The sequence below is a fragment of the Pseudomonas sp. 5Ae-yellow genome (genome assembly GCF_014077575.1).
Taxonomy (GTDB): domain Bacteria; phylum Pseudomonadota; class Gammaproteobacteria; order Pseudomonadales; family Pseudomonadaceae; genus Halopseudomonas; species Halopseudomonas neustonica.
Genome location: NZ_JACGWE010000016.1, coordinates 1 through 22,787, shown reverse-complemented (window position 1 = coordinate 22,787; position 22,787 = coordinate 1). Strand labels below are relative to the sequence as shown.

26 protein-coding genes are annotated in these 22,787 nt (G+C 55.1%); 17 read left to right on the top strand and 9 right to left on the bottom strand.

Annotation, left to right across the window (positions count from 1 at the left end):
• Positions 1-44: 44 nt before the first annotated feature.
• The 15 genes from fliH to flhB all read left to right on the top strand — a co-directional run bounded on the left by fliH (position 45) and on the right by flhB (position 12,299).
• Complete coding sequence (fliH, locus tag H4J77_RS11455; RefSeq protein ID WP_123887776.1) at positions 45-863, top strand: flagellar assembly protein FliH; 819 nt, start codon at positions 45-47, stop codon at positions 861-863.
• Positions 850-2,202: a flagellar protein export ATPase FliI gene (fliI, locus tag H4J77_RS11450; protein WP_123887777.1), complete on the top strand. Its 1,353-nt coding sequence runs from the start codon at positions 850-852 to the stop codon at positions 2,200-2,202. Before fliH ends, fliI begins: the two co-directional genes overlap by 14 nt.
• Positions 2,195-2,650: a flagellar export protein FliJ gene (gene fliJ, locus H4J77_RS11445; RefSeq protein WP_123887778.1), complete on the top strand. Its 456-nt coding sequence runs from the start codon at positions 2,195-2,197 to the stop codon at positions 2,648-2,650. Before fliI ends, fliJ begins: the two co-directional genes overlap by 8 nt.
• A gap of 59 nt (positions 2,651-2,709) precedes the next feature.
• Entirely contained in the window at positions 2,710-3,015 is a 306-nt protein-coding gene (locus H4J77_RS11440) for an STAS domain-containing protein (protein WP_123887779.1), read from the top strand.
• 6 nt (positions 3,016-3,021) lie between these two features.
• Positions 3,022-4,719 (top strand): fused response regulator/phosphatase, encoded by a 1,698-nt coding sequence (locus H4J77_RS11435; protein ID WP_123887780.1) that lies wholly within the window; start codon positions 3,022-3,024, stop codon positions 4,717-4,719.
• Positions 4,720-4,809: 90 nt separating this feature from the next.
• A complete protein-coding gene (locus tag H4J77_RS11430; protein ID WP_123887781.1) occupies positions 4,810-5,145 on the top strand; it encodes an Hpt domain-containing protein in 336 nt (111 codons plus the stop codon).
• Between the two features lie 81 nt (positions 5,146-5,226).
• Positions 5,227-6,669, top strand: coding sequence for a flagellar hook-length control protein FliK (locus H4J77_RS11425; protein ID WP_235869588.1), 1,443 nt, complete (start codon positions 5,227-5,229; stop codon positions 6,667-6,669).
• A gap of 236 nt (positions 6,670-6,905) precedes the next feature.
• A complete protein-coding gene (locus H4J77_RS11420; protein ID WP_123887782.1) occupies positions 6,906-7,418 on the top strand; it encodes a flagellar basal body-associated FliL family protein in 513 nt (170 codons plus the stop codon).
• A 9-nt stretch (positions 7,419-7,427) separates the two neighbouring features.
• The gene (gene fliM / locus H4J77_RS11415) at positions 7,428-8,399 is read left to right on the top strand and encodes a flagellar motor switch protein FliM (protein WP_123887783.1); all 972 of its coding nucleotides are present in this window, start codon (positions 7,428-7,430) and stop codon (positions 8,397-8,399) included.
• Between the two features lie 51 nt (positions 8,400-8,450).
• Positions 8,451-8,918, top strand: a complete 468-nt coding sequence (fliN, locus tag H4J77_RS11410; protein WP_123887784.1) for a flagellar motor switch protein FliN — start codon at positions 8,451-8,453, stop codon at positions 8,916-8,918.
• A 2-nt stretch (positions 8,919-8,920) separates the two neighbouring features.
• Positions 8,921-9,361: a flagellar biosynthetic protein FliO gene (fliO, locus tag H4J77_RS11405; RefSeq protein ID WP_235869589.1), complete on the top strand. Its 441-nt coding sequence runs from the start codon at positions 8,921-8,923 to the stop codon at positions 9,359-9,361.
• Complete coding sequence (fliP, locus tag H4J77_RS11400; protein WP_123887785.1) at positions 9,358-10,110, top strand: flagellar type III secretion system pore protein FliP; 753 nt, start codon at positions 9,358-9,360, stop codon at positions 10,108-10,110. Before fliO ends, fliP begins: the two co-directional genes overlap by 4 nt.
• Before the next feature lie 13 nt (positions 10,111-10,123).
• The gene (gene fliQ / locus H4J77_RS11395) at positions 10,124-10,393 is read left to right on the top strand and encodes a flagellar biosynthesis protein FliQ (protein ID WP_123887786.1); all 270 of its coding nucleotides are present in this window, start codon (positions 10,124-10,126) and stop codon (positions 10,391-10,393) included.
• Positions 10,393-11,169, top strand: a complete 777-nt coding sequence (gene fliR, locus H4J77_RS11390) for a flagellar biosynthetic protein FliR (protein ID WP_123887787.1) — start codon at positions 10,393-10,395, stop codon at positions 11,167-11,169. The genes fliQ and fliR overlap by 1 nt, the downstream gene beginning before the upstream one ends.
• A complete protein-coding gene (gene flhB, locus H4J77_RS11385) occupies positions 11,169-12,299 on the top strand; it encodes a flagellar biosynthesis protein FlhB (protein ID WP_123887788.1) in 1,131 nt (376 codons plus the stop codon). Before fliR ends, flhB begins: the two co-directional genes overlap by 1 nt.
• 31 nt (positions 12,300-12,330) lie before the next feature.
• On the opposite strand, the gene tssL is transcribed toward flhB, so the two are convergent.
• Both tssL and pomA read right to left on the bottom strand, forming a co-directional pair.
• Complete coding sequence (tssL, locus tag H4J77_RS11380; protein WP_123887789.1) at positions 12,331-13,242, bottom strand: type VI secretion system protein TssL, long form; 912 nt, start codon at positions 13,240-13,242, stop codon at positions 12,331-12,333.
• Positions 13,242-14,015 carry a flagellar motor protein PomA gene (gene pomA / locus H4J77_RS11375; protein ID WP_123887790.1) on the bottom strand — a complete coding sequence of 258 codons (774 nt, stop codon included), beginning with the start codon at positions 14,013-14,015 and terminating at the stop codon, positions 13,242-13,244. Before pomA ends, tssL begins: the two co-directional genes overlap by 1 nt.
• A gap of 154 nt (positions 14,016-14,169) precedes the next feature.
• Here pomA and H4J77_RS11370 point away from each other — a divergent pair, with 154 nt between their 5' ends.
• Positions 14,170-14,886, top strand: coding sequence for an SIMPL domain-containing protein (locus H4J77_RS11370; RefSeq protein ID WP_123887791.1), 717 nt, complete (start codon positions 14,170-14,172; stop codon positions 14,884-14,886).
• A 16-nt stretch (positions 14,887-14,902) separates the two neighbouring features.
• On the opposite strand, the gene H4J77_RS11365 is transcribed toward H4J77_RS11370, so the two are convergent.
• Entirely contained in the window at positions 14,903-15,667 is a 765-nt protein-coding gene (locus H4J77_RS11365; RefSeq protein WP_123887792.1) for an alpha/beta fold hydrolase, read from the bottom strand.
• 104 nt (positions 15,668-15,771) lie between these two features.
• Between H4J77_RS11365 and H4J77_RS11360 the strand changes: the two genes are divergently transcribed.
• The gene (locus H4J77_RS11360) at positions 15,772-16,644 is read left to right on the top strand and encodes an alpha/beta fold hydrolase (RefSeq protein ID WP_123887793.1); all 873 of its coding nucleotides are present in this window, start codon (positions 15,772-15,774) and stop codon (positions 16,642-16,644) included.
• On the opposite strand, the gene H4J77_RS11355 is transcribed toward H4J77_RS11360, so the two are convergent.
• The 6 genes from H4J77_RS11355 to H4J77_RS19765 form a co-directional block, all read right to left on the bottom strand.
• Positions 16,641-18,236 carry a cation:proton antiporter family protein gene (locus H4J77_RS11355; protein WP_123887794.1) on the bottom strand — a complete coding sequence of 532 codons (1,596 nt, stop codon included), beginning with the start codon at positions 18,234-18,236 and terminating at the stop codon, positions 16,641-16,643. The genes H4J77_RS11360 and H4J77_RS11355 overlap by 4 nt on opposite strands.
• Before the next feature lie 194 nt (positions 18,237-18,430).
• The gene (locus H4J77_RS11350) at positions 18,431-19,861 is read right to left on the bottom strand and encodes an aspartate kinase (protein ID WP_123887795.1); all 1,431 of its coding nucleotides are present in this window, start codon (positions 19,859-19,861) and stop codon (positions 18,431-18,433) included.
• Between the two features lie 310 nt (positions 19,862-20,171).
• On the bottom strand, positions 20,172-20,561 hold the full coding sequence (locus tag H4J77_RS11345) for an ectoine synthase (RefSeq protein ID WP_123887796.1): 390 nt from the start codon (positions 20,559-20,561) through the stop codon (positions 20,172-20,174).
• Positions 20,562-20,609: 48 nt separating this feature from the next.
• Positions 20,610-21,896, bottom strand: a complete 1,287-nt coding sequence (gene ectB / locus H4J77_RS11340; protein WP_123887797.1) for a diaminobutyrate--2-oxoglutarate transaminase — start codon at positions 21,894-21,896, stop codon at positions 20,610-20,612.
• 14 nt (positions 21,897-21,910) lie between these two features.
• Positions 21,911-22,432 carry a diaminobutyrate acetyltransferase gene (gene ectA, locus H4J77_RS11335; RefSeq protein ID WP_123887798.1) on the bottom strand — a complete coding sequence of 174 codons (522 nt, stop codon included), beginning with the start codon at positions 22,430-22,432 and terminating at the stop codon, positions 21,911-21,913.
• 159 nt (positions 22,433-22,591) lie between these two features.
• The coding region (locus H4J77_RS19765; protein WP_220469343.1) for a hypothetical protein at positions 22,592-22,787 on the bottom strand (196 nt) is incomplete at its 5' end.

The window sequence follows — 22,787 nt, the reverse complement described above, 5'->3', positions numbered from 1 at the left end:
GATGGTATTCTGACGCAGTCACTTAATCAGCAGCAGGGTAGCCAATGTCATCAAAGAAATCCGAGTCCGAACTGCTGCGCGGCGGTCAGGTAGAAGCCTTTAGTCTCTGGGATTTGCCCAGTTTTGATACCGCGTCCCATCAGGTAGCACTGGAGCGTGATGACGCTGAGCCAGAATCTGAGACTGAGGGCGAAGATTCCTTGGCTGAAGTGGAAGAAGAGATTGAAGAGGTTAAACCTTTTACCGTAGAGGAGTTGGAGCAGATCCGCCAGGAGGCTTACAACGATGGCTTTTCTACCGGTGAGAAGGACGGTTTTCACGCTGGTCAGCTGAAGGCGCAGCAGGAAGCCCGCACGGCGCTGGAGGCTCGGCTGGCGGAGCTGGAAAAACTGATGACGCAGCTGATGTCGCCGATGCAAGCGCAAGACGAGCAGATTGAAGACATGCTGCTGCATATGCTCAAAGCTATGTTGCGCGAAGTGCTGCAGCGCGAGATGAGTACCGATCAGACGCAAGTGCTTCAAGTGTTGCGTGGCGCGCTCAAAACCCTGCCAGTGGGTGCCGGCAATATCCGCATTTATCTCAATCCCGCCGATTTTGACGCCATCAAGGCGCTGCGCGAGCGCCACGAAGAAACCTGGCGTCTGCTTGAGGACGATAGTCTGATGGCCGGTGGTTGCCGTGTAGAAACCGAACACAGTCAGGTTGATGCCACGCTGGAAACGCGTATGCAGCAGCTGATCGCTCAGCTGTATGAGGAGCGTCAGGAGCAGCGCGCTCATCCGCCGGAAGCTGATATCAGTATTACGCCCAGCGAAAAAGGCGAAGAAGCTAGGGATGGCGGCGATCATGAGTCAGCTTGAACGCATCAGTTTCGCCCGTCGTCTCTCGCGCTATCAAGGCGCAATCAAGCTCGCCGCCGACCCGGTGGTAGAAGGCAGGCTGATTCGCATGGTAGGTCTGACGCTGGAGGCCGAGGGCTGCAAGGCGCCGGTCGGCAGCCGTTGCCAGGTCATCAGTGATACGCCTAATGGTCAGAGCAGCATTGAAGCTGAAGTCATGGGATTCTCCGGCAACAAGATTTACCTGATGCCGGTAGACCGTCTGGAAGGTCTGCAGCCCGGCGCTCGGGTAGTGCCTTCAAGTGGTGGCGGAAAGCTGCCGATGGGGTCAGCGATGCTGGGGCGAGTGGTTGATGGCATCGGCCGACCACTGGATGGCAAAGGCAGCTTCAAGGCTGAAGACTGGGTAGACCTCAATGGTCCGGTAATCAATCCGCTCAAGCGCCATCCGATCGAAGAGCCGCTGGATGTAGGCATCCGCTCGATCAACAGTTTGTTGACTGTCGGCCGTGGCCAGCGTCTGGGTCTCTTTGCCGGTAGCGGCGTGGGCAAGAGTATGTTGCTGGGCATGATGACCCGCTTTACCGATGCGGATATCACTATCGTGGGGCTGGTTGGCGAGCGTGGCCGTGAGGTGAAAGAGTTCATCGAGCAAATTCTGGGCGAGAAGGGGATGGCGCGCTCTGTCGTGGTCGCCTCTCCTGCTGACGATGCCCCTCTCATGAGGCTGCGTGCGGCGATGTACTGTACGCGCATTGCTGAATACTTTCGTGATCAGGGCAAAAATGTGCTTTTGCTGATGGACTCCCTGACGCGTTTTGCCCAAGCCCAGCGCGAAATCGCGCTGGCCATCGGCGAGCCTCCTGCTACCAAGGGCTATCCTCCGTCGGTATTTGCCAAGTTGCCGCAACTGGTCGAGCGCGCGGGTAACGCCGAGCAGGGCGGTGGCTCAATTACCGCGTTCTACACCGTGCTGTCTGAGGGTGATGACCAGCAGGATCCTATCGCTGACGCATCGCGCGCGATTCTCGATGGTCACGTAGTGCTATCGCGCCGGTTGGCCGAGGAAGGGCACTACCCGGCGATTGATATTGAGGCTTCTATCAGCCGCGCTATGCCGCAGATCGTTTCACCTGAGCAATTACAGAAGGCGCAACAATTCAAGCAGCTATACGCGCGCTATCAGCAGAGCCGAGACCTGATCAGTGTGGGTGCTTATTCTGCTGGTTCCGACCCCTTGACGGATAAAGCGATGGAAAAGATGCCGGCCATGCAGGCCTTTCTGCGTCAGGGGCTGCATGTCAGCGTTAATCTGAGCGATAGTCAGGCGGCGCTGGAGCAGACCATCACTAATGAGTGAAAGTCGCATTCGTCGACTCATGCCGGTCGTCGATATGGCGCTGGAAGAGGAGCGCAAAGCTGCTACGGTGCTGGGGCAGTGCCAGCAGCAGTTGGATGAAGCGCAGAATCGTCTGCGTGATCTCGAATATTACTGTACCGAATATGCCAAAGGGTGGACGCAGCGGGGCGAGCAGGGCGTCGGCCGTGAATGGCTAATGAATTACCAGCGTTTCATGGCGCAGATGGAAGTCGCGCTGGAGCAACAGCGGCAGACGGTGAGCTGGCATGGCCAAAGTATAGAAAAGGCGCGAGAAAGTTGGCGTGAGCGTTATCAGCGGCTTGAGGCGCTTCGTAAGCTGATTGAAAAGTACCGTTTGGAAGCGCAGGCCAGAGCTGATCGGCAGGAGCAGAAGCTCCTCGACGAATTGTCGCAACGTGCTCATGGGCAACGTGGAAATAATCCCTGACAGGTGCCAGTCCCTGTGCTAAAAGAAATGGAGAACTTAAATACTGTCAGGGAGAGATTATGTCGATTCAGGCGACTTTATCGGCGGATAGCCAAGTACTTACCATCAGCGTAAAAGGCCGCTTTGATTTCGGCGCCCATCAGGACTTTCGCAACGCCTACGAGCGCAGCGGTCTGACTCCGCAAGAGTACGTGGTTGATCTGCACGACACTGACTATATCGACAGCTCGGCGCTGGGTATGCTTCTTTTGCTGCGTGATCACGCCGGTGGGGATAGCGCGCAGATCAGTATCGTGCACTGCAATCCGGATGTGCGCAAAGTGCTGAGTATTTCCAACTTTGAACAACTCTTCAGTATCAAGTAACCCTTGATGGCCACGCAGTTGTCGGCGTCGGCGCTCAAGGTTGCGGACCGGCTAACCGTCCTGGTTGCCGACGACAATCCTGCTGATCGTATGATTCTGGGTCGGTTGGTTGAGCGATTGGGTCACCAGGTTTATCTCGCCGAGAATGGCCAGGTGGCGGTAGAGCAGTTTTCCGAACGTCGGCCAGATATTGTTTTGCTTGATGCGCTTATGCCGGTGATGGACGGCTTTGAGGCTGCCCGGCTGATCAAGCAGCAGGCGGGTGAAGACCTGGTGCCGATCATCTTTCTCACCAGTCTGACCGAGACCGATGCCCTGGTACAATGCCTGGAAGCGGGCGGCGACGACTTTTTGACCAAACCCTATAACCCGGTGATCCTGGATGCCAAGATCAGCGCGTTTCGCCGCATGCGCGAGATGCATCAAACGTTGCAGGCGCAGCGTGATGTGATTGCTGCGCAGCACGCCAGTCTGCTGCAGGACCAGGAAGTAGCCAAAATCATTTTTGATCGCGTGGCGCATTCAGGGGCTCTGAGCCACAGCAGTCTGCGTTACCTGCAGTCCCCCTATGCGATGTTCAATGGCGATATTCTGCTCGCAGCCAATCGTCCCTCAGGTGAAATGCATCTGCTGCTGGGGGATTTCACCGGGCACGGTTTGTCAGCTGCGATCGGCGCGATGCCGCTGGCGGAAGTGTTTTACGCAATGACCGCAAAGGGGTTTGCCCTGCGCGATATTTTGTTTGAGTTGAATGACAAGCTGGCAACCATTCTGCCGGTCGGTATTTTCTGCTGCGCTGTGCTGATTGAGGTAAACCCCGATAAAGGGCTTGTGGAAATCTGGAATGGTGGCTTGCCTGATGTGATGATTCTCGGCCCGTCGGCAGAGCTTATGCGCAGCGTCGCCTCTACCAACCTGCCGCTGGGTGTCGCCAACCGGCAACGCTTTAATCCTCAGCCTGAAGTGATGGTGATGCGCCCGGGTGAGCGTCTGTTGTGTTGGACTGATGGCGTTATTGAAAGCCGTAACCAGGCAGGTGAGCTGTTTGGGGAAGCTGGCGTGCACGAGGTACTGGATGCCTATCTGGGGCATCCAGGGCGAATTTTCGATGGGCTGCTCGGCGCGCTTGAGCGCTTCCACGGTAGCCCTGAGGATGATGTCAGTTTGCTTCAAGTGGTGATGCCTGAGCGGAGTGAGCGTATACCTTCACCGCGCGCCACCGCGCCGCCGTCTCGGCCGCAGGACTGGTGCCTGAGCTACACTTATCGAGCTGCGTCTATCCGCGAACAAAACCCGCTGCCTTTCCTGCTCTCGCGACTATTGGAGATCCCAGGGCTGCGGCCGCAAGCGGGTGCGTTGTTTACCGTGCTGAGTGAGTTATATAGCAACGCTCTGGAACACGGCCTGTTGCGGCTCGACTCGGCGTGGAAGCAGGATTCGGATGGCTTCGCTCTCTATTATCAAGAGCGAGGTGAGCGGCTGCGCAGCCTGGTAGACGGCTGGATTCGTATCACCTTGAACCACTTGCCAACCCCTGATGGCGGGATGCTGCAGATTGAATGTGAAGATAGCGGCAATGGGTTTGCGCCTGATCGCGCATGCGCAGATTATGCCGGACGAGGCCTGGCGTTGGTGGCGGCGCTGGCGCAGGAAGTAGAAGTCAAAGGAGCCAGCAGCACTGTCAGGGTGGTCTTCAGCTGGTAGCTTGGGCATACTGCGGGCACTTTCGTTAGTTCAGTTTTCTGCCGATCAGGTCGCGATTAAACTCGGCTACGCTCCATACAAGGTTTTCTCATGTCAGATCATTTGCCGGATATCGATCATGCTGCGCTGGATGCACTGCGCGAGCTCATGCAGGACGATTATCCTCTGTTGCTTGAGACCTTTCTGACTGATGCCAATTTACGCCTTTCTCAGCTGAGCGCTGCCTTGCAAAGCGAAGATCTCGAAGCCTTCCGCCAGGCTGCTCATAGCTTCAAGGGTAGCTGCGGTAATATGGGTGCCCTTGCCTTGGAAAATGCATGCCTTGACGGTGAACGTGCCGCTTTGAAAGGTGATCTAGCTGCGGCAAAGGTAAGTTATTCAAACATCCTCGCGTGTTCTAGTCGCGTGCAAACGCAACTTTCCTGACTCCTACTGCTCCACTTGGCCCATGCATTGCAACACGTCTGCAAACGCAAGGATTCTTGCAGACCGGGTGGAGATTTAGGTATGCCAATTGGGCAAAATCTGCTGGCGCTGATGGGCGCCGAAATGCCACGAGACAAGCTCTCAGGGCTGGGCACTGCAAAAGGTGAAAGCCCTGCAGCTGAAGGGTTGGCGGCTTTTTCTTCTGTTTTGGCAGCGCAACAGCCCGCTGAGTTGAAGGCCTTGATCAGCCAGTTTAGTCAGTCTCAAGAGGCGATTGCCGCGGGCGAGGAGGGCATGCCTGGCTTTGCCGCAGACGGCAAAAGCTTGCCGGTCGAGATCAGGGACTGGCTACAACAGCTTGCTGCGTTGGAATCCCCTCTGCAGGGCGCTGCTGAAAGTGATGGAGGTGGCGCTGAACTGACGCTGTCAGCGGATGGTGAGCCGCAGGAGGATGCAGACCTGTTGGCCGCCTTGAGCAGTCAGTGGCAACAGTGGTTGTCGCAGTTACCACAAGAAGGGTCCGGCGCTGACGCCGCAACACAGGCTGTCTCGAGCCCGGTATTGGCGCAGCAGATGACGGCAGCTGAAGCCAGCAAAGTCCTGGCGCAGGCCGCGGACGCGAGCCTGGCCGCTGGCGCATCGGGTGATAAACCACTTGCCAGCAGCCAGAATCCTCTCAGTTTGCCGGAAATGCTCGCGCAGCTGCGTGCTGCCATGGCAGGTTCTGCAGCGGCTGATGCGGATGCAGCCGTCACTGCTAACGAAGACAGCACTCTCAAGGGCAAGACGCAGTCGACCGACGCTGATGACAAACTTTTGACCAGTAATCGACAGGCCAATTCTGCTGACCAGCCGCAACAAACCCAGCGGGTAGCTAACCTGGCAGCCAGTGTAGACTCCCAAGGATTGTTCGCCGCAAGACTTGCCGAGCAGAAGGGAGGGGGTCCGGCGAAACAGGAAAACTCAGCCATTGATGCGTTGGACTCCCAGAACAAGTCTGCGGTCGCGGCTGGCTCAGCGCAGGGTGCGCTAACGCAGCGACCGGTCGCTGGCGCGGCACAATCACTTGCGGTGCCTTTTGGTCAAAGTGGTTGGAGCGAGTCTGTAGTTAATAAGGTTATGTGGATGTCCAGCCAGAATCTCAGGAGCGTTGAGATTCAACTCGACCCTGCTGAGTTGGGGCCGCTAGAGATCAAGATTCAGGCGCGTGGGCTCGAGCACCAGGTGCAGTTTGTGAGTCAGAATCCGGCGGTGCGTGAAGCGTTGGAAGGGCATATGCATCGTTTGCGCGAACTATTTTCCCTGCAAGGGGTTGATCAGCTCGACGTTACTGTTTCTGATGGTAATAGTGGTCAGCAGCGCGGCAATGAGGCGGCTGGTGGTTTTGCTGGTGGCGATTCCAGTGAGGGTCGAGCAGGTGGTTCAGCGGCTAGCGCTTCGCGGGCCAGCGGGGAAGATGAGTTGCCGATGGCGGCGGCCCAACAGATCGCTGCCAATAGTCGATTAGTTGATTACTACGCCTGAGCATTGGGCGCCTTTCAGCAGTTCCTGCGTCTTTGTCAGCCGCCTTTCCAGGCGGGCTGACAAAGACTTTTCTGCACTTTCCCTTTATCCTATGACCATCCGGTCCTGATGACTGAGCGCGGGCCTGGCTACTTGGCTAAAGCGCGCTTAGCCGGTATGCGAATGCATGTACTGGCACGTTCAATGCATTACCCTCATAAACAGGGAAAATCCCGCTGGAGTGACGGAATATTGTCATGGCAAAACAAGCAGATAACACAGCGAAAGACGATGGGTTGGAAAAACCGGCCAAGAGTCGCAAGAAACTATTTATTCTGATTGGTATTGGTCTACTGGCATTGCTGCTCTCGGCTGGCGGAGTGGCCTACTTCATGCTCTCCGGTGAAGACGAAGAGGCTGCCGCCGAAGTGCCGGCAGAGCCGGTTAAGCAAGAAGCGCTATATCAGGCTCTTGAACCACCCTTTGTGGTTAATTACAGCGACAGTGGTCGCCAGCGTTATATGCAGGTGAGTGTGGTACTCATGGGCCGTAACGCGGAGGGTATGGCCAAGCTGAATCAGCACCTTCCGCTGATACGTAACCAGTTGGTGCTGTTGTTCGGTAGTGAAGACTTTGCCGCCTTGATGAGTCCTGAAGGTAAGGAGGCACTGCGTGAAAAAGCTGGCCTTGCGGTGAAGGCGCTGATGGAAAAGGAAGTGGGCGACCCGGTAATCGAGTCGGTACTCTTTACCAATATGGTTTTGCAATAGGACGCGTTCATGGCCGTACAGGATCTGCTCTCCCAGGATGAAATCGATGCCCTGTTACACGGGGTAGATGATGGCGCCATTGATACCGAGCTGGAGGGCGAGCCCGGGTCGATCAAGAGCTACGATATCACCAGCCAGGATCGCATCGTACGTGGGCGGATGCCTACGCTGGAAATGATTAACGAACGCTTTGCGCGCTATACGCGCATCAGCATGTTCAACCTCATGCGTCGATCGGCAGATGTCGCAGTGGGCGGCGTGCAGGTAATGAAATTTGGCGAGTATGTGCACTCGCTCTACGTGCCCACCAGTCTCAACTTGGTGAAGATGAAGCCGTTGCGCGGTACTGCATTGTTCATTCTGGATGCGAAACTCGTATTCAAGCTGGTGGATAACTTTTTTGGCGGTGACGGACGTCACGCCAAGATTGAAGGCCGTGAATTCACGCCGACCGAGTTGCGCGTGGTGCGAATGGTATTGGATCAGGCTTTTATTGATTTACGTGAAGCCTGGCAGGCAGTGCATGACGTGCAGTTTGAGTACGTTAACTCCGAGGTTAATCCGGCACTGGCAAATATTGTGAGCCCCAGCGAAGTGGTGGTGGTTTCCACTTTCCATATCGAGCTCGATGGGGGTGGTGGTGACCTTCACGTAACCTTCCCTTATTCCATGATTGAGCCGCTGCGCGAAGTGCTGGATTCTGGCGTACAGTCCGATGTTGATGAGCATGATGAGCGGTGGGTGCGAGCGCTGCGTGAGGAAATTACCGGCGTTAAGGTCCCACTAAGTGCGACCGTGGTTAAAAGCAAGCTGAAGCTCAATGACTTGCTGACGATGCAGCCGGGAGATGTGATTCCGGTTGAACTACCCGATCATATGGTGCTGTGTGCCAATGGTGTGCCTACCTTCAAGGCCAAGCTGGGATCGGTAAAAGGTAATCTTGCCCTGCAGATTCTCGGTCCGCTGACGCGACCACGTTGATCAATACATAATCAGCGACCCGATAAGTATCAATAACAGAGGAATAGCGTGATGGCTGATGACAATAGCCCGGACGAACCCACTCCAGAAGAGCAGGCGTTAGCGGATGAGTGGGCGGCTGCGTTGGACGAGGCGGGTGATGCCAGCCAGGATGATATTGACGCCATGCTGGCACAGAGTGATGCCGAGCCACGTATGCCGATGGAAGAGTTCAGCGCTCCTGCTAAAGCCCAGGATGACCGATTTGATCCGGGTGACAGCCCTAATCTGGATGTGATTCTCGACATCCCGGTCACGATCGCGATGGAGGTGGGCAATACCGATATCACTATCCGCAACCTGCTGCAGCTTAACCAGGGCTCGGTTGTAGAGCTTGATCGGTTGGCTGGTGAGCCACTCGATGTGACGGTAAACGGTACCTTGATCGCGCACGGTGAAGTAGTTGTCGTGAACGAGAAGTTCGGTATTCGTCTGACGGACGTGATCAGTCCTACTGAACGTATCAAGAAACTGCGGTGAGCATGAAAATGCTCCGTTGTTTACCGCTTCTTGCAATGGCACTGCTGCCCGGCACCAGCCTGGCTGCTGAAGAGCCGGCTGTGGCGGCTATCGGCGCGTCGTCAGGCTCCTTGGTTGGCCAGTTGCTGCAACTGGCGCTTGGCTTGGCGGTGGTCATAGGCTTGATTTTCGCCCTGGGCTACTTGATGCGCCGTGTTGGGCCGTTGGCTCCGCAGGGTGGGCAGCACATCAAGCTGGTCAGTAGCTTGCCATTAGGGCCAAGAGACCGTCTGTTGCTGGTCGATGTTGGAGGTACTCAGATGCTTCTGGGCACCTCCCCCGGGCGAATCAATACCCTGCATGTCTTTGAGCAGCCGGTCGCGGATTTGGCCGCTGCAGCGGCTGGCAATGGTGACTTTGGGCGCAAACTTCAGGCGCTGTTGAAGCGGGGAGCAGATTCATGATGCGTTGGATTTGGCTCTTGCTGATGCTGGCGGCGCCATCGGTATGGGCGCAGACAGCGGCTGATCCGCTTAGTTTGCCAGCGGTCACACTGAGCACTGATGCCAATGGTGAGCAGACGTACTCTGTGAGCCTGCAAGTTCTGCTGTTGATGTCGGCGCTGACCTTCATCCCGGCCTTCGTCATGATGATGACCAGTTTCACCCGCATCATCATTGTGTTCGCGATTCTGCGTCAGGCGCTGGGTTTGCAGCAAACGCCGTCCAGCCAGATTCTGGTTGGTCTGGCGTTATTTCTCACCCTGTTTATCATGGCGCCGGTTTTCGAGCAGATCAATCAAACAGCGTTGCAGCCCTACATCAACGAGGAGATGCAGGCACAGGAAGCGATGGAGGTAGCGAGCGTGCCAATGCGCGAATTCATGTTGGCGCAGACCCGTGAAACCGATCTTGAGCTTTTTGTGCGCTTGGCCAATCGCACCGACCTGACGGGCCCCGACGAAGTGCCCTTTCATATTCTGGTACCGGCTTTTGTTACCTCTGAACTGAAGACTGCCTTTCAGATTGGCTTCATGATCTTTATTCCGTTTTTGGTTATCGATCTGGTTGTTGCCAGTGTGCTGATGGCCATGGGTATGATGATGCTGTCGCCGCTGATTATTTCCTTGCCATTCAAGATCATGCTGTTCGTGCTGGTAGATGGATGGGCGCTGATTATCGGCACTCTCGCTGCCAGCTTTGCTGTGCGTTAGGGGAGGGCCGGCAATGACTCCAGAAGTAGCTGTTGATCTGTTCCGCCAAGCGCTATGGCTGACCTGTATCATGGTTGCCATTGTGGTAATGCCAGGTTTGTTGATCGGCCTTGTGGTTGCCATGTTTCAGGCGGCTACGCAGATCAACGAACAGACCCTGAGTTTTCTCCCGCGTCTGCTGGTAACCTTCGTTACCTTGATTTGGTTGGGGCCTTGGTTAACTACTCAGTTGATTGAGTTTACCGATACCCTGTATCGGCAGATTCCAGGGCTGATCGGCTGATGCTGGAGCTATCCAGCGCCGAACTTAGCCGCTGGGTCTCAAGCTACCTGTGGGTGCTCTTTCGCATCGCAAGCGTGCTGATGACCATGCCGGTATTCGGCACTCAACTGATACCAACTCGTATACGCCTGTATTTTGCCTTGGCGCTTACCTTGCTGGTCGCGCCACAGATTCCTGAAGTCCCAACCCTTGATGCGCTGTCACTGAGTACCTGGACCATTATCGCCGAGCAAATAGTGATAGGCGCTGCTATGGGGCTTTCGCTGCAGCTCTTATTTCAAGTTCATGTGATGGCTGGTCAGATTATTGCGATGCAGATGGGCTTGGGGTTTGCGTCGATGAACGACCCTAGCATGGGTATCTCTGTGGCCGTTGTAGCGCAGGTATTTACCATGCTGGTTACCTTGTTGTTTTTGGCGATGAATGGCCATCTGGTCGTGCTTGAGGTGCTGGTTGAGAGCTTTAATACGTTACCTATTGGCGAGACGCTGGCGGCAACTGACTTTGAAGCATTGGTTTACCGTTTCTCTTGGGTAATGGCCTCGGCCATTCTGATTGGTTTGCCCGCCATTGCAGCGCTGCTGATCGTTAATTTGTCCTTTGGCGTGATGATGCGCGCGGCGCCGCAGCTAAATATTTTCTCGATTGGCTTTCCGCTAACGCTGATCTTTGGCTTGTTCATACTCTGGGTTCTGTTGAGTAACGTGCTGGGGCAGTATCAGGAGTTAGCGTCTGATGCTCTTATCTGGTTGCGTGCTTTGGTGAGGGCGAGCTGATGTCCGAATCCGAGAGCGGTCAGGAAAAAACAGAAGACCCCACGGCCAAACGGCTTAAAGAGTCGCGCGATAAGGGGCAGGTGGCTCGCTCGAAAGAGCTGAATACGCTGGCTGTGGTGATGGTCTCAGCGCTCGCGCTGCTAATGCTCGGCCCCGAAATGGCACGTAAGTTGATGGGTATCATGGTCTTCAACTTCTCATTTGAGCGTGAGGCGCTGTTGGGCACTGATGCCATGGCGCTCCATCTGTACACCTCGGTAATGGAGGGGATAGTTGTACTTGCGCCCCTGTTTGCCATGCTGCTGGTGGCTTCTATCGTCGGCCCTATCATGCTCGGTGGATGGCTTTTTAGTGTCAAATCGTTGGCGCCCAAGTTCGAGCGAATGAATCCCCTTGCAGGGCTCAAGCGTATGTTTTCGCTAAAAGCCTTGGTCGAGCTGCTCAAAGCGCTGGCCAAGTTTTTGGTTGTGCTTGGTACCTCATTGCTGGTGCTGCATTTGCGCACCGATGACTTTCTCAGTATTGGTCAGGAGCCGCTGGAACAAGCCATAGTGCATTGCGCCTGGGCGCTGGCCTCCGCGTTGTTGATTCTTTCATCTTCGTTAATCCTCATTGCACTGGTCGATGTGCCCTTCCAGCTATGGGATAACAAGCAGAAGCTGATGATGACCAAGCAGGAGGTGCGTGACGAGTTCAAGGACTCCGAGGGTAAGCCTGAGGTCAAGGGTAAAATTCGGCAGCTGCAACGTGAAATGGCCGAACGCAGGATGATGGAGAAAGTACCGCAGGCGGACGTGGTGATTACTAACCCAACGCACTTTGCTGTGGCCTTGAAATATGATCCGCTGAACGGCGGCGCCCCGATTATGCTGGCCAAAGGCGCTGATTTCATCGCGCAAAAGATCCGTGAAGTCGCCAACGAAAACAATATCGTAGTGCTGGAGTCACCGCCGTTGGCGAGAGCGGTCTACTACAGCACTGAGCTTGATCAGGAGATTCCTTCCGGTCTCTATTTGGCAGTGGCTCAAGTATTGGCTTACGTGTTTCAGCTGCGCCAATATCGTGCCGGCCAGGGCAAGCGGCCAGGGCCTATGCCCGAACCGCCCATTCCTGATGATCTGAAGAAGTAACCAGGCCTGACAGATAAACTGGTTGATTTGGTTATTGTGCCGGCGGTGGGCTGTCCTGCAACTCCAGTTCCTGGATCAATTCACCCAGGTCTTCCTCCATGAGTCGTCGCAGTTCTGCTTCGTATTCATCAATAGAGCCTGACAGGTCGAGGATGATTTCTACCCGGCGGTTGAGTGCACGGTTTTCCGGGGAGTCGTTATCTGCCCGTGGACGAGTTTCGGCATAGCCTTGCACTCTTATTCGCTCCGGCTCGATGGTGTCGTTCAGCAGCAGTGCATTGGCTACCGACGAGGCACGTGCTGCCGATAGGTCCCAGTTGGAGTGGAAGCGGTTGGTTTTGATCGGGATGTTGTCGGTATGCCCCTCAATCGTGACCTCACCTGGCAAGCGTGACACTACATCGGCGATCTTATCCAACATGTCCTGAAAGTCGGGTGTCATGTCTGCGGAGCCTGAAGGGAAGGAGCCTTTCTCCTCTACCCTGATCACAATGCGCTTGCGGTCGTGCTCAAGTTGCATGCGGCCTTGTTTCAATTCGTTGTCGAGCACCTCACGCAGGGCATCAATGCTGGTCTCTACCTGGTCTTCAGTCGTTTTGCTGACTTGCTCTTTTAGTTTTCCTTCCAGCTCTTCACGCAGGGTATCAAGTTGCGGGGCTTGTTCTGTGGTCTGCTGGCGGACGCTATCAACTGGCGTAGGTTCGGGCTTGCCGGGGGAAAACTTGTCAAAGATGGGACTGGTGCCCATCGGGATTTCCAGGGCCGGGATCTCTCGCTGCACACCAAAGGCTTTAGACATCTCGCCAGCTATCTGCTTGAACTTCTGTGCATCTATCTCGGAAAAAGACAGCAGCAACACGAAAAAGCACATCAGTAGTGACATCAGGTCAGCGAAGGTCATCACCCATGCTGGTATACCTGGGCCGCTTTCTTCCTCTTCCATCAGGCTTCTTCCGCTTCGCCGCCAATTTTGTCGCGCTTGTTCTGCGGCAAATAGCTGCTGAGCATTTGCTCGATGACCCTAGGGTTGGTTCCTTCCTGTATAGCCAGGATGGCGTCTATCCATAGACCCTGCATGCGTGCTTCTTCACTCATTCTAAGCGTTAGCTTGTCGGCTATTGGCAAGCAGAGCATGGTTGCCAGCATGGCGCCATAAAGAGTTGTCAGCAGGGCTACGGCCATGGCCGGGCCGATGGATTTAGGATCTTCCATATTGGACAGCATCTGCACCAGGCCGATGAGCGTACCAATCATGCCCATAGCTGGGCCGACGTCACCTAGAGCGCTGAACACCTTGGCTCCCCAGCGGTTGCGGTCCAAGGTCATTAGCCGTTCCTTTTCCAGAATGGCCTTTACGGTTTCCTGTGGATGGCCATCAATCAGCAGCTGAATACCGCTTTGCAGGAAGGGGGATGAAATCTCCTTGTCTTCCAAGGCCAGCAGCCCCTGCTTTCGCGCAACAGTAGCGAGCTCGACCAGCTCGTTAATGCTTTCTTCAGTGTCAGGCAGCTTGAAACGAAATGCCCGCCCAGCCACTTTAATCGCCCCGATGAATTGGCCGACGTTAAACTTTGCCAGTACAACAAACAGACTGCCGCCAATGACAATCAGCAGTGAAGGTACATTGAAGAATACCTGTGCTCCGGTACCCAGCAGAATGGACGCGGCAATGATGCCAATGGCGCCGATCAGGCCAATTAGTGTCGCGAGATCCACACGTGCTCCTTTTTTTGATGGGGATACAACAAAGAAAGTTCGGGTCCAAGGGAAGTCGGGCGCCATTCTAAGGTGGAATGCGCGCAAGTGAAATGCCTCGCGTCAATCCTTTGTCTTTCTTATGCTGAGTTTGCACTTTTTACTGGAGGTACCTATGTCGTCTGTTTCTCGTGTTTCCTGGGGGTCTATCGTAGCAGCCGGGTTGATCGCTATCGCGTTGGCTTTTATGGCTGTTAGCCTGAAAACCGGTTTGTTGCAGTTCCGCGGCGCTGATCGTGTGGTGAGCGTAAAAGGGCTGGCTGAACGTGAGGTGCAAGCCGACCTTGCGCTCTGGCCAATCAATTTTACGCTTACTGGTAACAGTCTAGACCAACTGCAGAACGATATAGACACTCAGCAAGGCTTGGTTCGATCTTTTTTATTGCTTAAGGGATTCAAGGAGCCGCAGATTCAGTTATCGGTGCCTAAAATCACCGATCAACATGCGAATAGCTACGGTAATAACCTACCGCCTGAACGTTACCGTGCGGATGTCACCGTTCTAGTGCGTACCGAGGAGGTCGATAGCGTCAAGCAAGGCATGCAGTCAGTGGGCGAGCTGGTGAAGTCTGGTATCGCGCTGACTCAAAGCTACGAGTTTCAGCCCAGCTTTCTATTCACCCAGCTTGATAGTATCAAGCCGGATATGATCGCTGACGCAACCCGCGATGCGCGCGCAGCAGCAGACCAGTTCGCGCGCGATGCAGGGGCTGAAGTGGGAAGTATCCGCCGCGCAACACAGGGATATTTTTCGATCGAGGATGTTGATCCCTTCACCCCGGAAACCAAGCGCGTCAGGGTGGTTACCAATATCGACTACAGCCTGGAATAAGCTCAGAGGTGTTCATTTACTGATGGATAAAGTCAGCGATTTGTTGCGGCCAATCCGCCAGCTCGTTGACTCTGTCAATAATGCGTAGTTCAGCGTTGGGCAGGCTTTGAGCCAATTGCTCTGCGCTGCTTATCGGATGGATAGGGTCGTCGCGCCAGGCTAGTATCAGTGCGGGTTGATCGAGCTTTTTCAGCTCGATTGGTGCTGGCATGTCGGACGCGATTGCACCCTGCAGGACGGCTATCAAGAGCTCACGGGTGAAGCCTGACAAGCTTTCGAGCTGCGCCAAGGCGTCTTGTGGGCGGGCTTGGCCAAGCCAGTCTGGCAGTGCAGGATACTGGCGCGACAGCTGTATTAACGCGTTCATACCGCGAGCGCGTAAAAGACGAATCATCTGCTCGTATTTTGCTACCTGAACTGATCGGTCGGACCAGACGGTGGGTGGTGTTGCCAATACCAACTTGCAGACGCTATCCGGGGCCTGCAGGGCGGCTAATATTGCGCTGGCGCAACCCATGGATTGCCCGCCCAAGGCAAAGCGGCCAGTGGTATTGTGCCTTGCTACCATCAGCATGTCTGACGCAAGCGCAGGCCAGCGATAGCGCAATGGGTCCAGTGGTCGGAGCGAATTGCCATGACCACAGGCGTCGTAGCGTACCCATTTGAGGTCGCTATCGCGATGATGAAACCAGCCGGTAGTGTCTTCCTGCGCCATGCTGCCCATTAAACCGTGCCCCCACACCAGCGGTAATCCATGGCCGGATGTCCTGACCTCAAGCATATATCACCATTCCCGCAATAGATGGGGCAGCTTAACAGGCACCAATGGCGCTGACAGCTACGCTGGCGCCGTTTAGACTGATGTTTTTTACCGGGGATCATGGCATGGAGTTGTTACCCTGGGCGCACCAGACCAGCGCGGGCTTCAGTCTGCGCGGTTGGCATAGCCCTCCCAGCGGCAAGCCTTTACTGCATTTTCTGCACGGCAACGGCTTTTCTACCCGCAGTTACGAGCCTTTGCTGGAGTTGCTCGCGCATGACTTTGATCTCTGGCTATGCGATTTGCAGGGGCATGGCCAGAGTGATCATGGCGATAAGTTTGTTGGCTGGAATCGTAATGCTGAACTGGCGCTGGAAGCTTTTGAAGCCGGTCGAGGATTGTTTGGCAATGTGCCTCGTGTGGCTTGTGGCCACAGCTTTGGTGGCGTTTTAACTGCTTTGATCCTGTCGGCGGAGCCCGACCTGTTTGAACGTGCCGTTTTACTCGATCCAGTGTTTTTTCCACCTGGCTTGATCACCTTGAGGCGCGGCTTGGGTCTACTGGGAATAAACAGCAATCCTGTGGCCAAGCGTGCCAGGTCGCGACGCGACAGCTGGCCGGATCGTGCCGCCGCGCATAGCAGTTTGCATAACAGGGGGATGTTCCGCGGATGGGATGAGAATGCCTTCGCTGCGCATATTACGCACGCATTACGGGATCACCCGGAGCGTGGGGTTGAATTATGTTGTCATCCGAGTCGCGAAGCCGACGTCTTCATGAGCATGCCCAGCGGCCTCTGGAGGTCGCTGCGGCGCATCAAGACAGCTACGCATATCATTTATGGCGATCGCACCTATCCCTTTGTCGGGGTAAGCGCACGCCGCCTCGCAGGCAGCGGTGTGCGCTGTACAGCGCACCAAACAGCGGGTGGTCACTGCTTTATGCTGGAGCACCCGCGGAGTGCTGCCGAACAGGTTAGCCGTTTCTTGCTGTCTTAAGCTTTGACGTCAGCTCGTTGCTCAGCGTCCTCGCTGAGCAACTGGCTACGTTCGCGAATGCTGCGTGCAACGTGCTCTGCCAAGCCGGTGCCGGCTTCGCTCATGGTCAGATAGGTATGGTCGGCGCCTGCGCGAATAATGGCTCTGGCGATGTCCTCATACATTGCGTGTGAAACGATCAGGCCGGCAAAGCCGCGTGAGCGCAGTTTTTGCACGGCGATGGTCTTGGCTTCTGCATCGTTCATGGCCAGGATCACCGAATGAATATTGGGCATATCAAGGTTCTGCCAGAAGACCTGGTCCTCTGCGTCAGCGAAGAGCGCGCGGCGGCCGTCTTTAAGGCTGGCCTCAACAGCGACCGGGTCCGAGTCCAGTGCAATGACATTGAAGCCCTGTTCGGCGAGATTGTCGTAGGCTGCCCGGCCAGTCCGTCCCAGACCCATAATCAGAACCTGAGCATCATCAAGCGTAATGGGTTGTTCGTCTGGATGACGAATGTTGCGTTCAAAGGGCAGCAGGTAGGGCGACAAGCGCTCGTAAATTGAGTGGACAATGCGGTTGAGTGGAGCGGAAAGCAGGAACGAGAAAGCCACCGTTAAGGCCAAGGGGATCAGCCATTGCGGAAGCACCAGGCTCGCCATGATTAGCCCAAACTCGCTGTAGTTGGCCAGGGTCAGGCTACTTAGAAAGGCGCTACGAGCACGCAGCTTGAAGCCGACAAACAGCAGGAAGAACAGCAGCGCTTTGAGTGGTAGCAGTAGGGTGATTACCAATGCGAAGATAACTGCCTGCATATCCGGCAAGCCGCCGAGCCCTATCTGCAAGAAGAAGCCGACCAGAAAGATTTCTTTAAGGCTCCACAGCGACTGTGCAAGTTCGCCCGCGCGCTTGTGACCTGCCAGCAGCGCACCAAATGCCAAGGCGCCCAATTCGGAGCTGAGTCCAAGGGCTTCGAAGCCGGCACCGCCAATTACCAGCGCCAGTAGCAGGCCGAGTAGCACCATCAATTCTTCGTGCCCGCTGAGATCAAGCAGCTTGTAGAGTATTGGTTTGCTCAGGGGCAGGATAATTACCATCAACGCCCAGGCTGACGGACTTTTACCGCTGGCGATGCTGATGGCTACCAGGGCAATCAGGTCCTGCATGATCAGGACACCGATAGCCACCCGGCCATGGAAGGCGCGCAGCTCGCGTTTACTCTCCAGTACTTTGGCGGCCAGCACAGTACTGGAAAAAGAGAGTGCCATGGCCAGCAACGTAGCTTCACCCAAGGGGAGCTCTAGAAAATAGAGTAGTCCGGCTAGCAGCAGCGCGGTAGACAGAGCGAAGTGCAAGAGGCTGCCGCCAATCACCTCTGGCCGCACCAGGTTCTTCACCTTGAGTTTGAGGCCAACGGTGAACAGCAACAGTAAAACGCCCAGATGCGCTATATGGGAGAGTACCTCGCTGTCTTCAGGGCCGACGCCAACCCTTGAACCCAGAGCAGACAGTGCAAATCCGGCACCGAGATAACCGATTAGGGGAGGGAGGCCCACCTGGCGCACGGCCAGTCCCATCATGAAGGCAAATGCAATCCATACCGCTTCAATCACGCGTTCGTCCCTTATCCATAGATGCTGCAGCCCTGTTCGGCACATGCGCAGCGTATTGTCGTGAGCGTATTTGCCAAGGATATTGCCAGACTATAACGAAGTTTTAACTGCTCTGCTGATGCTCTCACGTACAAAACAAAAACGGCCCGACAGTTATCTGTGGGGCCGCTACTTGTTGTTGCCGTCTTTCAGGATCAGGCGGCGACGATTACGTCACCATGATTTTCTGGCTCAATCAGCGCCTGGTGCAGTGCTGCGACAGCTGCGTCGTAATCCTCTTCCTTGATGATGCACTGCATCTCAACTTGGCGGATCGACTGGTGGATCGCCTGGATGCTGATGTCAGCTTCTGCCAACGCGGCAACCGTCTTGGCGAGGATGCCCTTGACCTTTAGGTCTGAGCCAATCGCCGAAACGATGGCGATGTTGTGCACATTGACTTCGGCCATCGGGTACTGCTCTTCGATCAAGCGCGATGCGCGGTTGATCATCTTGCGTGAGCCCGATGCATAGTAGGTGATGCTATTGGCATCTGAGTCCTTGTTGACCACATAGAGCTTGAGCTTCTTCAATAGCTTGGTGATCTCAAGGTCATATCCGACGTCGCCGAGCATCTCCTGATCAAAGACTTCCAGACCAAATACGTCCTTGCGGCCGGCGATGATTTCAACGCAGGGCTTCTCGCTGCAATAGTCCTGACTGATCAGGGTGCCACCATGATTCGGTTCAAACGCATTTTTGATGCGCAAGTGGATACCGGCACGGCGCAGGGTGCGCGCAGCTTTGGGATGAATCGCTTCCATACCAAGGTTGGACAGCTGGTCGGCTACGTCATAATTGGTGCGGCCGATGGTGACAACTTTGTCCACGCCAACCAGGTTTGGATCGGCACTCGAGAGGTGATATTCCTTGTGAATAATCGCCTCGTGCGCGCTGGTGGATGCGGCAATCTGTGCGAAGGTGATTTCGCTGTAGCCGCGGTCAAAGGTGTTCATCAAGCCTTCGCTGCAATGGGTATAGCCAGTAGCAACAACCAGCTCCTTGCTTAGATCGATACCGTCAAAGCTGTCCTTGACCATATCCTGGAACGCCTTTGGTTCGCTCTGGTTCCAGCCGGTAAGGTCAACCAGGCGTGCGTTGACGCCTTTTTTCTTCAGCGCCAGCACGGTATTGAAGGCACTGTGCGCTTCGCCCAAAGAGGCTAGCATTTCGCGTACTTTCATCAGGTGCTCGGTCAGCTGGAAGTGGCCGTAGGAGCAAAGCTGCTGCAGGCTCACCATGCAGTCACGCACGTCACTGATGCGGCCTTCAATAAAGCGGTCGGCCGCCAGACGCTCGTACTCGCCCTTGAACAGCTCGGCATTCTTGCTGACCATGGATTCCTGCACAGCGTCCAAGGCATCCAGCCAGGCATCCTCGACATGGGCGTCGGCAAATCGCTCGTACACACCGGGCTCACCGGTTTTCTTGTGCTCGAGCAGCATGTTGGTCATACCGCTGTAGGCAGAGACAACGAAAACACGCTGGTACAGGTCTGTACCCTGACGTTGGCCAATGAAAATGTTGTTCAGTACTTCCTCAAAGCGACTCATTGATGTGCCGCCGATTTTCTCTACTGTATGCATAGTCCTGGTTTCTGTCGTTGGTGAATCTTGTCCTGCTGCCAGCAGGTAGAGAGCCTCATGCCCTCGTTTGTCCGTCTTACTGCGGCGCGTTTCTGCCGCTGGCTGTGTACCTGAGGCGACCAGATTTGTTTGGCTGCCAGTACATCTTATCGTGGGGTTTGCGATGAAGGCTGTGTTAACGTCCGCGAAAGCATGCCGCGGATTGTTACCTTCCGGCAGGAAACCGCGGTCGAACCGCGATTAATCCCGACTGGCAGTGCGCAAAGCGCCATCGCTGGCAGCTTTGCGGTTTGCCGTCAGACCAGACTGATCAGTCGCTGTCTGCGGGGTATACGCCGTCTTTGTCGTGTACTTCGCGGCCACTGATCGGTGGGTTGAATACACAGGCCATTTTCATGTCCTCAGTCCCGCCGCGCAGCATGTGATCATCATGCTGGTCCAGGATGTAGAGTGTGCCTGGACGGATCTGATAGACCTTGCCGTCGGAAAGCGTCTCGATCTCACCGTTGCCGCTCATGCAATACACAGACTCAAGGTGATTCTTGTAGTGGATGTGCGTTTCCTTGTTGGCGAAGATGGTGGTGATGTGAAACGAGAATCCCATCTTGTCATCCTTGAGCAGCATCCGGGTGCTTTCCCAAGTCTCGGTGGTGACGCGGCGGTCGGAGTTTTCGCATTCTTCCAGTGTACGTACGATCATCTATTCATTTCCTCTTCGAGTCGGTGTTGGGTCGCAAAGCTGCCGGGATCAGGATGCCTGATTGGCAACCTGATCGCTCATTACCTTGGCAAAAGCAGCTTCCAGGATGGTCAGCGCTTTTTCGATCTGTTCGTCAGTAATGGTCAGCGGGCACAGGCATTTAACGACTTGGCTGTGGTTGCCGCTGGTTTCAATGACCAGGCCGTTGGCAAAGGCTTCTTTACAGATGGCTGAAGCCGTCTCGCCATCGGGGCAACTGATACCAACCATCATGCCGCGACCTTTAACGTACAGCGAGTCAGGGCCGTGCTTGCGTGCGATTTTCTGCATGCGGTCCTTGATTACTTTGCCTTTAGCCTGAACGCTCTTGGCAAACTCGTCGTTGGTCCAGAAGTGCTCAAGCGCAGCTGCAGCGGTTACGAAGGCGTGGTTGTTACCACGGAAGGTGCCGTTGTGCTCGCCTGGTGCCCACTGGTCCAGCTCGTTGCGCATGATGACAATAGCGAACGGCAGACCGAAACCGCTAAGCGATTTGGACATGGTGATGATGTCAGGCTTGATACCCATTTCTTCAAAGCTGAAGAAAGTACCGGTACGGCCACAACCGGCCTGAATGTCATCGGCAATCAGCAGCATTTCGTGCTTGCGGCACAGCTTTTCAAGCTTGCGCATCCACTCGGCAGAAGCGGTATTCAGACCACCTTCACCCTGAACAACCTCAACGATGACGGCGGCTGGCTTGTCGATACCGCTGCTTGGGTCGCTGAGCAACTTGTCCATCATGGAGATGGTGTTAACGTTTTCGCCAAAGTAGTTGGCATAGGGCATACGGCTGACATCGGTCAGGGGTACGCCTGCCGCACCGCGGTGGTGACCGTTACCGGTAACCGCGAGTGCACCGATGGTGCAGCCATGGAAGCCGTTGGTGAAGCTGATGACGTTGCTGCGTCCAGTTACCTTGCGGGCCAGCTTCAACGCAGCTTCAACGGCGTTGGCGCCAGTGGGGCCGCTAAATTGAATCTTGTATTTAGAAAAGCCGCGTGGTTCCAGGATCACCCGATTGAAGGTTTCCAGAAAGCGCTCTTTAGCGGCGGAGTACATGTCCAGGCCATGGGTAATACCATCTTCTTCCAGATACTTGATCAGTGCTTTCTTCAGTACCGGATGGTTATGGCCGTAGTTCAGGGTGCCTGCACCCGCCAGGAAGTCGATGTAACGCTTGCCTTCGGTGGTGACCAGCTCTGCGCCCTGAGCCTGGTTGAAGAGGACCGGGAATGAACGGCAGTAGCTGCGGATGTCGGATTCGTTTTTCTCGAACTGTTCAAAGTTGTTCATGATATCTCCTGGTCTCAAGCGTGAGCTGTTTGAGTAATTGATTGAGTAAAGGGGCCAGCACGGTAAATAACTTCGTCGTCGTGCTGTCCGTTGAAATGCTTCTCGCGGGAGAACAGCACTTCAGTGGTGAAATCGGCGCCCAGCAGGCGGAAGGCCTTTTTAAACAGGGCCTCGGATGCGTCGTTGCCGGGCGAGATGGTGGTCTCCAGACGGGTCACGCCAGCGGCGCGAGTACGTTCAACCAGAGCCAGCAACATCTTCAGGGCCAAGCCTTGGCCACGCATTCTGCTATCTACCGCAACCTGCCACACGAACAACGTGTCGGGGCGTGCTGGTGGGCGATAACCAGAGATGAAGCCTACCAAGTCTCCGTCATCGGCCTCTGCGGCGATGGCTGTTTCAGCGAAGTCTGCACATTGCAGCAAGTTGCAGTACACCGAGTTGGTGTCCAGTGGCTGGCAGCGTGCGACAAGTTGGTTCAGAGCAAATCCGTCGAGGCCGGTGGGCTGGCGGAGTGTTACGTTTTTAGAAGCCAAAACTAGGTTCCCGAATGTTTATGCTTAAATTCTTTTTCCATAATAAACATATCCAAAAAATTATCTCAACCCGCTATGAATGCAGCTTACAGGGCTATATTTTTGCTTATCAAATATTTATAGCTGTTAAATATCGCTGTCATATCCGTTGTGATTTACTTATCGATTTGACGTCCAGCCCTTGTCGCTAAAGGGCTGGCGCGGATGCGGGTAAAAGGCGGTAGAGCGGCTTGGAGGTAATAAAATATGGCCACAAAACAGGGCGTTTTTAGCCGATGAGCGACGTGAAATTATTTTTAGCGCCAGATGTGTGCAAAAAACGCAAATGGTTTTGCACCCTGCCCCTTTTCCACAT

Excerpts from the sequence above, each read along its gene's own strand:
- fliH (WP_123887776.1), top strand. The coding sequence starts at position 45 with ATGTCATCAAAGAAATCCGAGTCCGAACTGCTGCGCGGCGGTCAGGTA.
- fliI (WP_123887777.1), top strand. The coding sequence starts at position 850 with ATGAGTCAGCTTGAACGCATCAGTTTCGCCCGTCGTCTCTCGCGCTAT.
- fliJ (WP_123887778.1), top strand. The coding sequence starts at position 2,195 with ATGAGTGAAAGTCGCATTCGTCGACTCATGCCGGTCGTCGATATGGCG.
- H4J77_RS11440 (WP_123887779.1), top strand. The coding sequence starts at position 2,710 with ATGTCGATTCAGGCGACTTTATCGGCGGATAGCCAAGTACTTACCATC.
- H4J77_RS11435 (WP_123887780.1), top strand. The coding sequence starts at position 3,022 with ATGGCCACGCAGTTGTCGGCGTCGGCGCTCAAGGTTGCGGACCGGCTA.
- H4J77_RS11430 (WP_123887781.1), top strand. The coding sequence starts at position 4,810 with ATGTCAGATCATTTGCCGGATATCGATCATGCTGCGCTGGATGCACTG.
- H4J77_RS11425 (WP_235869588.1), top strand. The coding sequence starts at position 5,227 with ATGCCAATTGGGCAAAATCTGCTGGCGCTGATGGGCGCCGAAATGCCA.
- H4J77_RS11420 (WP_123887782.1), top strand. The coding sequence starts at position 6,906 with ATGGCAAAACAAGCAGATAACACAGCGAAAGACGATGGGTTGGAAAAA.
- fliM (WP_123887783.1), top strand. The coding sequence starts at position 7,428 with ATGGCCGTACAGGATCTGCTCTCCCAGGATGAAATCGATGCCCTGTTA.
- fliN (WP_123887784.1), top strand. The coding sequence starts at position 8,451 with ATGGCTGATGACAATAGCCCGGACGAACCCACTCCAGAAGAGCAGGCG.
- fliO (WP_235869589.1), top strand. The coding sequence starts at position 8,921 with ATGAAAATGCTCCGTTGTTTACCGCTTCTTGCAATGGCACTGCTGCCC.
- fliP (WP_123887785.1), top strand. The coding sequence starts at position 9,358 with ATGATGCGTTGGATTTGGCTCTTGCTGATGCTGGCGGCGCCATCGGTA.
- fliQ (WP_123887786.1), top strand. The coding sequence starts at position 10,124 with ATGACTCCAGAAGTAGCTGTTGATCTGTTCCGCCAAGCGCTATGGCTG.
- fliR (WP_123887787.1), top strand. The coding sequence starts at position 10,393 with ATGCTGGAGCTATCCAGCGCCGAACTTAGCCGCTGGGTCTCAAGCTAC.
- flhB (WP_123887788.1), top strand. The coding sequence starts at position 11,169 with ATGTCCGAATCCGAGAGCGGTCAGGAAAAAACAGAAGACCCCACGGCC.
- tssL (WP_123887789.1), bottom strand. The coding sequence starts at position 13,242 with ATGGAAGAGGAAGAAAGCGGCCCAGGTATACCAGCATGGGTGATGACC.
- H4J77_RS11370 (WP_123887791.1), top strand. The coding sequence starts at position 14,170 with ATGTCGTCTGTTTCTCGTGTTTCCTGGGGGTCTATCGTAGCAGCCGGG.
- H4J77_RS11365 (WP_123887792.1), bottom strand. The coding sequence starts at position 15,667 with ATGCTTGAGGTCAGGACATCCGGCCATGGATTACCGCTGGTGTGGGGG.
- H4J77_RS11360 (WP_123887793.1), top strand. The coding sequence starts at position 15,772 with ATGGAGTTGTTACCCTGGGCGCACCAGACCAGCGCGGGCTTCAGTCTG.
- H4J77_RS11350 (WP_123887795.1), bottom strand. The coding sequence starts at position 19,861 with ATGCATACAGTAGAGAAAATCGGCGGCACATCAATGAGTCGCTTTGAG.
- H4J77_RS11345 (WP_123887796.1), bottom strand. The coding sequence starts at position 20,561 with ATGATCGTACGTACACTGGAAGAATGCGAAAACTCCGACCGCCGCGTC.
- ectB (WP_123887797.1), bottom strand. The coding sequence starts at position 21,896 with ATGAACAACTTTGAACAGTTCGAGAAAAACGAATCCGACATCCGCAGC.